Here is an 8,014-nt window from a genome sequence, read left to right on the forward strand (position 1 = left end):
GTGTTCGGCGTCTGGTTACCGGGTTGCCGCTTGGTCCGGGTCGCGGTCGTGCCGCGACCTGAGCTGTTGCGCTGAGCCATGGGACACGCTCCTCGACAGTCCGTCCTCGGCTCGCGGTGGGTCCCCACACACACTCCGCACCGCGCGGTGCGGCATACCCGTCAGGAGGACTCCGAACCTCCGGCGGCCGAGCCGGCCGGCGTCGAGGGCTCGAAGAGGTGGGCGAACGCGGCCAGGTTGGCGGTCGACTCGCCCCGCTTGACCCGCCACTCCCACTCCCGCCGGATGGCGGTGCCGAACCCGATCTCCAGCATGCTGTCGAACGACTCGTCGGCGTAGGTCAGCACCGAGCCGAAGAGCCGGTCCAGCTCGTCGGCGTCGAGCCCGGCCAGGTTGACCCGGCCGGTCAGGTAGACGTCGCCGACCGTGTCGATGGAGAACGAGACGCCGTACATCCGCGCGTTGCGCTGCAACAGCCAGGCCCACAGCTCCTCGCGCCGCTCGTCGGGCTGGCGCATCACGAACGCCTCGATCCGCAGCGCCTGCTCACCGACGATCAGGTTGCAGATCGTCTTGAGCTTGTGCGTGCCGGGCAGGGTCACCGCGTACGACGCCTCGCCGGTGGCTTCCCACTCCAGCTCCCGTTCGGCACAGACGGCCTCGATCAGCGCGGCGACCTCACTCCTGCGGCTCATCGCACCCACTCTACGGTCGCCCGCCCCGCCCCGCCCGACGGCGACGGGTCACCAGGAACAGGTGAGGGCCGGGTCACCGAGCCGGCCGGCCAGCCGGGCCCGGTGCTCGGTGATCGCCTCCCCGTAGACCGCGAGCAGCCCGGAGACGGTCCGCTGCCAGGAGAAGGCGCGCGCGTGCCGCTCGGCGCCCCGGGCCAGCGAGGCGCGGCGCAGCCGGTCGGGCAGCAGCCGGGCCAGCGCCCGCGCCCAGTCGACCGGGTCGTGCCCGTCGATGAGCATCCCGCTGACCCCGTCGCGTACGGCGGTGACCAGCCCGCCCACGGCGGCGGCCAGCACCGGCGTGCCGCACGCCTGTGCCTCCAGCGCGACCAGCCCGAAGGACTCGTTGTGCGACGGCACGGCGACCAGGTCGGCGGCGCGGTAGAGATCGGGCAGGCGGTCGCCGGTCTGCGGCGGGAGGAAGCGCACCCGGTCGGCGACGCCCAACGAGTGGGCCAGCTCCATCAGGGCGGTCGGCCGGTCCAGGCCGCTGCCGCTCGGGCCGCCGCAGATCACCACGGTCACCTCGTCGGCCAGCGCGGGCTCCCGCTCGCGCAGCGCGGCCACCGCGCGGACCAGCACGTCCGGCGCCTTGAGCGGCTGGATCCGGCCGACGAACGCCACCACGTGCCCGTCGGTCGGCAAACCGAGGCGGCGGCGGGCGGCGCGGGTCGCGGCCTCCCGGTCACCGGCGGCGGGACGGAACCGGTCCAGGTCCACGCCCGGCTCCACCACGGCCACCCGGCCGGGCTCGGCGGCGTACCGGTCGAGCAGGTCACGGGCCTCCACCCGGGTGTTGGCGACCAGCCGGTCGGCCTCGGTGACCACCTGCTCCTCACCGATCACCCGGGCCTTCGGCTCGGGCCGGTCCCCGACGGCGAGCCGGGCGTTCTTGACCTTGGCCAGGGTGTGCGCGGTGTGCACCAGCGGTACGCCCCAGCGCTCCTTGGCCAGCCAGCCGACCTGGCCGGAGAGCCAGTAGTGCGAGTGGATCAGGTCGTAGTGGCCGGGCGGTCGGGCCGCCTCGGCCCGCAGCACACCGGCGGTGAACGCGCAGAGCTGACCGGGCAGCTCCTCCTTGGTCAGCCCCTCCAGCGGCCCGGCGGTGACGTGCCGGACGGTCACCCCGGGCGCCATCTCCACCACCGGGGGCAGGTCGCCGGAGGTGGCCCGGGTGAAGATCTCCACCTCGACGTCGGCCTCGGCCAGGCGTCGGGCGACCTCCAGGATGTAGACGTTCATCCCGCCCGCGTCGCCCGTGCCCGGCTGGTGCAGCGGCGAGGTGTGCACCGAGAGGGTGGCGATGCGGCGCGGCCGAGGCCACGGCAGGGCACCGCGCTGACGACCGACACCGGTGTGCAACTCCGCCACGTCCGCTCCCTCTGTCACGGTTGATGCCGTCCCGCACGACCGGCGCTTCTCGGTCAACCCGTACGCCGGATGTCATCTTCCCCATCGGGGTTCGGAAATGCCTGCGGCGGGTTCCCCGGCGTGACGGACCTCATCACGGCGGGCAGCGGGGCGGCGGGAGAGAATGTCCGGATGACCTCAGTCGCCATCGTCACCGGAGCGTCCAGCGGGATCGGGGCGGCCACCGCCCGCCGGCTGGCCGCCGAGGGTTTCCACGTGCTCGCCGCCGCGCGGCGTACCGACCGGCTGGCCGCGCTGGTCGCCGAGATCGAGGCGGCCGGCGGCGCGGCCACCGCGGTGGCGTGCGACGTGACCTCGGACGAGTCCGTCGCCGGCCTGGCCGCCGCCGCCTGACCCAGCCCGCCCGGTCCGCCGCCACTTCGGGGAAGTGGTGGCATCGGACCGCCTCCGTTCCCGCCACTTCGGCGAGGTTGCGGCGGACCGGGGTGGTCAGGGCTTGCGACGGGCCTCGGCTCGTCGGCGCGCGCGGGCGGGGTCGCGTCCGAGCCGTTTCTCGCCGTCGGGAGCGTCGGTGACCGGCAGAGCGGCGTCGGGCTGCCGCTGGGGCGGTACCGCGCGGCCGGCACGGTCGGCGGCGGCCCGCGAGGGGCGCCCCGACGAGCCGGCGCGCGTGCCGGACGACCGACTCGTGCGGCCCGCTGCCGGGGCCGGCAGGTCCACCCTGGTGGACTCCGCGCCGGTACCCGGAGTCGGGTCCGGGTCGGCACCGGAGTCCGGGCCCGTTCCCCCGGTCGGCTCGTCGAGGCGACCGACCGCCGTCTCCGGAGTGGTGGATGCCGGCTCGCTCGTCCGTGCCGGCGCGGTTGCGGCGTCCGCGTCCGGCGTGGCCCGGCCCGCCCGGCGGCCGAAGAACCTGCGCGCCGGCTTGTCCTCCGTGCCCGGTGCCCGCTCGGCGCCGACGACGTCGGACCCGGTGGTCGACTCGGCATCGCCACCGGATGACGTGGACTCCGACCCGTGACGCCGGTCCGCCCGCCTGCGGGTACCCGGCGAGGGTCGACGTCGGATCCGGCTCCCCGGCGCGCTGGCGGGGCACCGACGCCGCGGGCGATCGTTGGCTCGGCGGTCGGCACGCTGGCGAGCGCGGCCACCAGGACCGAGCCGGCCAGGCCGGCGATGACCGCGTACGGGGCGATCAGATGGGCCGACAGCTGCTCGGCGGCGATCCCGGCGAGGCGCGGCACGGCCAGCAGGTACGCGATCGAGACCAGCAGCGGACCGGCCGCGCCGGACGCCGCCGCCCCGACCGCACGTCCGCCGGGCGCACCGCGCGGCGGGCGGCCAGCACGCCGATCACCAGCGCCGAGCCCAGAGAGAGCAGTACGCCCGGCCAGTAGAAGTAGTCCCGGTCCAGAATCCGGCCCGGTCCGCGCTGATCTGCCAGATGCCGAGCTGGGCGGTGCTGAGGCCACGGCCGGAGAGCACGCCGTCGATCACCGACACCACGGCGAGCAGCCAGAGCCAACCGGTGGTGGCGATCAGGTTGGTGGCGGCGGCACGGGTGTGCAGCGCCCAGGTCGCCAGCAGCACCCCGAGCACGAGCCCCACGGCCGCGTACGTCGCCGCGACGGTCTGCGGCGAGGACGTGTCGGGCACCCGGGCCGCCCGGGCCGGCACCGCCACCAGCAGCACCGTGACCAGCGCGCCGGCGCCGGCGGCGAGCGCGAGACCGAGCCGGGGCAGGGTGCCCACCGGTTCTTCGCCGCCACCCCGCAGTCGTTGGGCGCAGACCGCGCCGGCGATGACCGAGGTCGCCGCGATCCAGGTGGCCCAGGCGAGACTCGCCACCCAGGCCGCCTCGACGCGTACCGAGCCGGTCGGCGCCCAGTTGATGATGCCCAGCCCGTAGCCGAAGCCGAGCTGCGCGGCGCCCGCACCGGCGGCGACGCCGAGTGCGGCGGCGGTCGATCCTCCCCAGCCCCGTCTGGCCATGCGGGGGAGCGTAGCGTCCCGAGGTCGCCCCGGCGAGTCGTGGGATCCGGCGACCGGTCGCGGACGGCTTGGCGACACCGGCTACGGTCGCCGATGAACGAGGCGGGGGACGCGATGACGGACGATCGGCAGCCGGTACGCGACGACGGGACCGGTCCGGGGCGTACCCGGCTCTTTCTCGGCGGTGCTCTGGCGGTGGTCCTGCTGGCGGTGATCGGGGCCAGTGGTGGCTGGGTGCTCGCCGGTGAGCCGGACCGGCCCGCCGCCTCCTCCGGGGTCGTGCCGAGCGGCGGCGTGGCGACCTCCGGTCCGCCGGCCACGCCGAGCGCCCCGTCCACCCGACCCGCCGACGACCGTCCCAGCGGTCCGCGGTCGCGTACCCCGTCCGGCCTCACCGTGCCGGATCTGGTCGGCGCCGACTTCGCGCGGGCCCGGCAGGAGTTGCGCGACCGCCGGCTCGGCTGGCGGCTGGTGTTCGGCGCCGGCTCGGGCCGTGCGGTCGAGCGGACCTCGCCGGGCCCCGGCGAGCCGGTCAAGCGCGGCGTCACGGTCACCGTCTGGGTCGCCGGGCCGGCCCCGGCCGTCACCGTGCCGGACGTCGGCGCCCTGTCCTGCGCCGACGCGGCGGACGACCTGGTGGAGGCGGGGCTCTACCCGCGTTACCGCAGCGGCCGGCAGGGGCCGGTCACCGGGCAGGAACCGGCCGCCGGGAGCGCCGCCCGGTGGAACGACCAGATCGCGCTCACCTGCGGGGACGCGCCGACCGCGAGTCCGTCGCCCACTCCCTGACGGCCGGCCGGGCAGGACGGCGCGCTGATGCCGGCCGGCGTGGCCGCGGACCGCTACCGTGGACGATCGAGGGCCGTGTGCCCCGTCCCGGTGGGGAAAGGACGTGTGCCATGAGCGACGACCGTCAGGATCCACCCGCCGGTGACGCGGACGCCACCCGGGCGCTGCCCCCGCACGGGGACGACGCCGACGCCACCCGCGCCATGCCGCGGGGAGCGGGCGGCGAGGACGCCGACGCCACCCGCGCGATGCCCCGCAACCCCGGCGACGACCCCGACGCGACGCGGCCGGTGCCCGGCGGGGCGGACGGTGACGCCACCCGACCGCTGCCCGGCGAGGGACGCCGACCGCTGGACGCCACCACTCGCCAGGAACCGGTCGGCGGCGGGGCCTGGTCCGGGCGTGCGGGCGTACCGCCGCCGCGACCGGCCGGCTACCCCGAGCCGGGCGCCGAGTGGTACGGCGACGAGCAGGCCGGACGCCGCTGGTGGATGCCGATCCTGCTGGGCATCCTGGCGCTGGTCCTGCTCGGTCTGATCGCGGCCGGGGTGTGGCTGGCCCTGCGTGCCGCCGAGCGGAACGACGGTCCGGGCCCGACGCCGTCGGCGGTGCCCAGCACCTCGGCGCGGACCAGTGCCGCGCCGACCAGCGCGTCACCGAGCAGTTCGCCGTCGAGCACGCCCCCGACCACGACGCCGCCCGCCGAGGTGCCGATGCCGCCGCTGGTCGGGCTGCCCGAGTCCGCCGCCCGGGCGGCGCTGGACCGGTTGGGTGTCGACTACCGGGTGCAGCGTCGGCCGTCGGACCGACCGGCCGGCACGGTGATCGCGACCGACCCGGAGGCCGGTTACTCCGTCGGCGACGGCGACCGGGTCACGCTCGTGGTGGCCGCAGCGGCCCCGCCCACCACCGGCGCGACCACGCCGAGTTCCGCGCCGGCGACCACCACCACGCCCTGACGGTCACCACTGCCGGCGTCGGGTGCCCACCAGGCCGAGCCCGGCGAGCGAGATGGCGAGCCCGAGCAGGCCGGAATAGAACAGTGACCGGCTGAGGTCGGTCGAGTCGGTGGGGCGGTCCGCGAGCGCGCCCTCTCGTCGGCGGCCCGCTCGCGTCGGCCTCGGCGTCGGCGCCCGACCGGGGTGCCGTCGCTGTCCGGGTGGCCGCGGACAGGTCCACGTCGGCGCCGGCCCGGCGGCGTCGGCTGCCGCGTCGTCCGCGCCGACGACCTCGCCGCCGCCGGTCTCGCCGTCGTCGGGCACCAGCCGCCCGGCGGCGGCCAGCCCGATCGGTGCGTACCTGGGGTCGGTCATCTCGTCCTCCTCACCGGTGCTCCTGACTCTGCGGTACCCCGGGACGGGAGGTGGCACACCGTCCCGGCCGGGGCGGTGGCGTGGGTCAGGACGACGGCAGCCCGGACGTCTGGTCGGTGCCGGCCGACGGCTCCGGCGCACCTCGGCTGCTGCTGCCCCGGCGCGGAGTCGCCGTCCCCGCTGACCTGACGGCCGGCCGCCAGCAGCAGCCCGGCCACGGCCAGGACCACCCCGGCGCCGGCCGCCCACCCGGGCAGGTCCACCGGGACGCCCAGGTAGACGGTGATGCCGAGGATCCGGGACAACCCCCACGGCAGCAGTGCCATCTGGTCGTTCCACACGGTCAGCGCCCGTTCCGCGCCGACCGACGCGACCAGCCCGGCGAGCACCGCCAGCGGCACCCCGGCGGCGGTGAGCGTCCGCCCCGCGGCGCGGCGGCGGGCCAGCCCGTAGCGGTCGCGCAGCACCACGGCGGTCGCCACGAACAGCCAGCAGAACGCCGCCACCGCCACGGTCAGGTAGACCGCGCGGCGGGCCGGCGCGGTCCAGAACACGAACCAGTAGCGGCCCGGCCCGCGCCCGGCCAGCACCGCCAGCAGCAGGGCGCTGCGCAGCACCGCCACCCCGCCGAGCACCGCCCACAGGTGGAAGGGATCCCGCCGGCCCGCCGCCAGCCGGGCGACCAGCGCGAACAGCGCCCACCCGCCGAGCGTGACCAGCACGTGCGCGGGCGCGGCGAACCAGGTGAACGCCAGCCGGCTCCCCACCAGCACCACCACCGGCGCGAGCCAGACCAGCACCCGGTCCAGCCGGGACGCCGGCGCCTTGAGCGCGGCCAGCCGCCACGGGCGCAGCGCGCCGAGCAGCAGGGCCCGGGCCGCCGCGCCGCCCGGCCCGCGCCCCCGCAGACCCCACCCCACCACGACCGCGACCAGGACCAGCAGCGCCCGCGCCACCCAGGCCATCGCCGGGTCGCGGTCCGCCCGCTGCGCGCCGAGGTCGGCCGCGGTGAAGCGGTACGCCGGCAGGTCGAGGTCCCCGCCGTAGCGCTGCCGGTGGTGGTCCCGCGCCTCCCGGTACGCGTCGGCGGCCGACCGCCAGCGCGCGTACGCGGCGTCGGCGCCGATGTCCAGCCACTGCGCGTGCCGCAGCACCATGGCCCGGTACGCGCCGAGCGTGACGAACAGGGGTAGTCGAGCGTGTCGACGAACCGCTGCCGCAGGCCGGCGTCCCGCCACGTGGCCGGGTCGGTCGCGGCCACCAGGTCGCGCATCCGCCGGGCCGTGGCGACGGCCTCGTCGCCCTCGGCGACCGCCGCGTCGACCCGGTCGCGGGCGACCGCGTAGATGCTGTCCAGGGCGGCGGAGTCACCGGTCGGGATGTCCCACTCGAAGATCCACATCATCGGCGGCGGTTCCAGCCCGAGGGCCCGCACCGACGTGTCCGCGTACGGGCCGACGTAGAGGCCCGTGGTGACCGCGGCCCGCGACAGCGCCATCGCCTGCCCGATCGCCGCCACGGTGGCCGGGTCGGCGGAGAACGTCCGGTACGCCCACTCCGCGGTCACCTGGGCCGGGTCGGTGTCCGGGTCCCAGGCCAGCCGCGCCACCGCGTCCGTGTTCAGGTCGTAGAGCTGCCAGAAGCCGGTGCGCAGGTAGAGCGACATCGGCCCGGCGCGCAGCGGACCGCCGTCCTGGGTCCAGTTCCACACGCCCTCGACGCGCGGGTTCGCGGCGAGGAACGCGCGCAGCGCGTCGCGGTGCAGCGGGCCGAGGTCGTTGGGCAGCGCGCCGAACCCCTCGAACTCGCGCCGGG

Annotated in this window: 7 protein-coding genes and 2 pseudogenes; 3 read left to right on the top strand and 6 right to left on the bottom strand. The window is 76.7% G+C overall.

Going from position 1 to position 8,014, the window contains the following annotated elements:
- Positions 1 to 161: 161 nt before the first annotated feature.
- Positions 162 to 695 (bottom strand): YbjN domain-containing protein, encoded by a 534-nt coding sequence (locus COO58_RS27820; protein WP_098747729.1) that lies wholly within the window; start codon positions 693 to 695, stop codon positions 162 to 164.
- 48 nt (positions 696 to 743) lie between these two features.
- Positions 744 to 2,105 carry a D-inositol-3-phosphate glycosyltransferase gene (gene mshA, locus COO58_RS27825; RefSeq protein ID WP_091569275.1) on the bottom strand — a complete coding sequence of 454 codons (1,362 nt, stop codon included), beginning with the start codon at positions 2,103 to 2,105 and terminating at the stop codon, positions 744 to 746.
- A 171-nt stretch (positions 2,106 to 2,276) separates the two neighbouring features.
- Here mshA and COO58_RS27830 point away from each other — a divergent pair.
- Positions 2,277 to 2,495, top strand: a pseudogene (locus COO58_RS27830) (SDR family NAD(P)-dependent oxidoreductase); the annotation flags it as partial.
- A gap of 963 nt (positions 2,496 to 3,458) precedes the next feature.
- On the opposite strand, the gene COO58_RS27835 reads toward COO58_RS27830, so the two are convergent.
- Positions 3,459 to 4,097, bottom strand: a complete 639-nt coding sequence (locus COO58_RS27835; protein ID WP_369700226.1) for a hypothetical protein — start codon at positions 4,095 to 4,097, stop codon at positions 3,459 to 3,461.
- 114 nt (positions 4,098 to 4,211) lie between these two features.
- Here COO58_RS27835 and COO58_RS27840 point away from each other — a divergent pair, with 114 nt between their 5' ends.
- Complete coding sequence (locus COO58_RS27840; RefSeq protein ID WP_255292536.1) at positions 4,212 to 4,886, top strand: PASTA domain-containing protein; 675 nt, start codon at positions 4,212 to 4,214, stop codon at positions 4,884 to 4,886.
- A gap of 110 nt (positions 4,887 to 4,996) precedes the next feature.
- Positions 4,997 to 5,845, top strand: a complete 849-nt coding sequence (locus COO58_RS27845) for a PASTA domain-containing protein (protein WP_091566123.1) — start codon at positions 4,997 to 4,999, stop codon at positions 5,843 to 5,845.
- 3 nt (positions 5,846 to 5,848) lie between these two features.
- Here COO58_RS27845 and COO58_RS31050 read toward each other — a convergent pair whose 3' ends face one another.
- The 3 genes and pseudogenes from COO58_RS31050 to COO58_RS31060 form a co-directional block, all read right to left on the bottom strand.
- The gene (locus tag COO58_RS31050; protein WP_098747896.1) at positions 5,849 to 6,199 is read right to left on the bottom strand and encodes a hypothetical protein; all 351 of its coding nucleotides are present in this window, start codon (positions 6,197 to 6,199) and stop codon (positions 5,849 to 5,851) included.
- Entirely contained in the window at positions 6,196 to 7,356 is a 1,161-nt protein-coding gene (locus tag COO58_RS31055) for a hypothetical protein (protein WP_255292796.1), read from the bottom strand. The genes COO58_RS31050 and COO58_RS31055 overlap by 4 nt, the downstream gene beginning before the upstream one ends.
- A 374-nt stretch (positions 7,357 to 7,730) precedes the next feature.
- Positions 7,731 to 7,865, bottom strand: a pseudogene (locus COO58_RS31060) (hypothetical protein); the annotation flags it as partial.
- Positions 7,866 to 8,014 lie beyond the last annotated feature (149 nt).

It is taken from the genome of Micromonospora sp. WMMA1996, from assembly GCF_002573675.1.
Lineage (GTDB): Bacteria > Actinomycetota > Actinomycetes > Mycobacteriales > Micromonosporaceae > Micromonospora > Micromonospora sediminicola.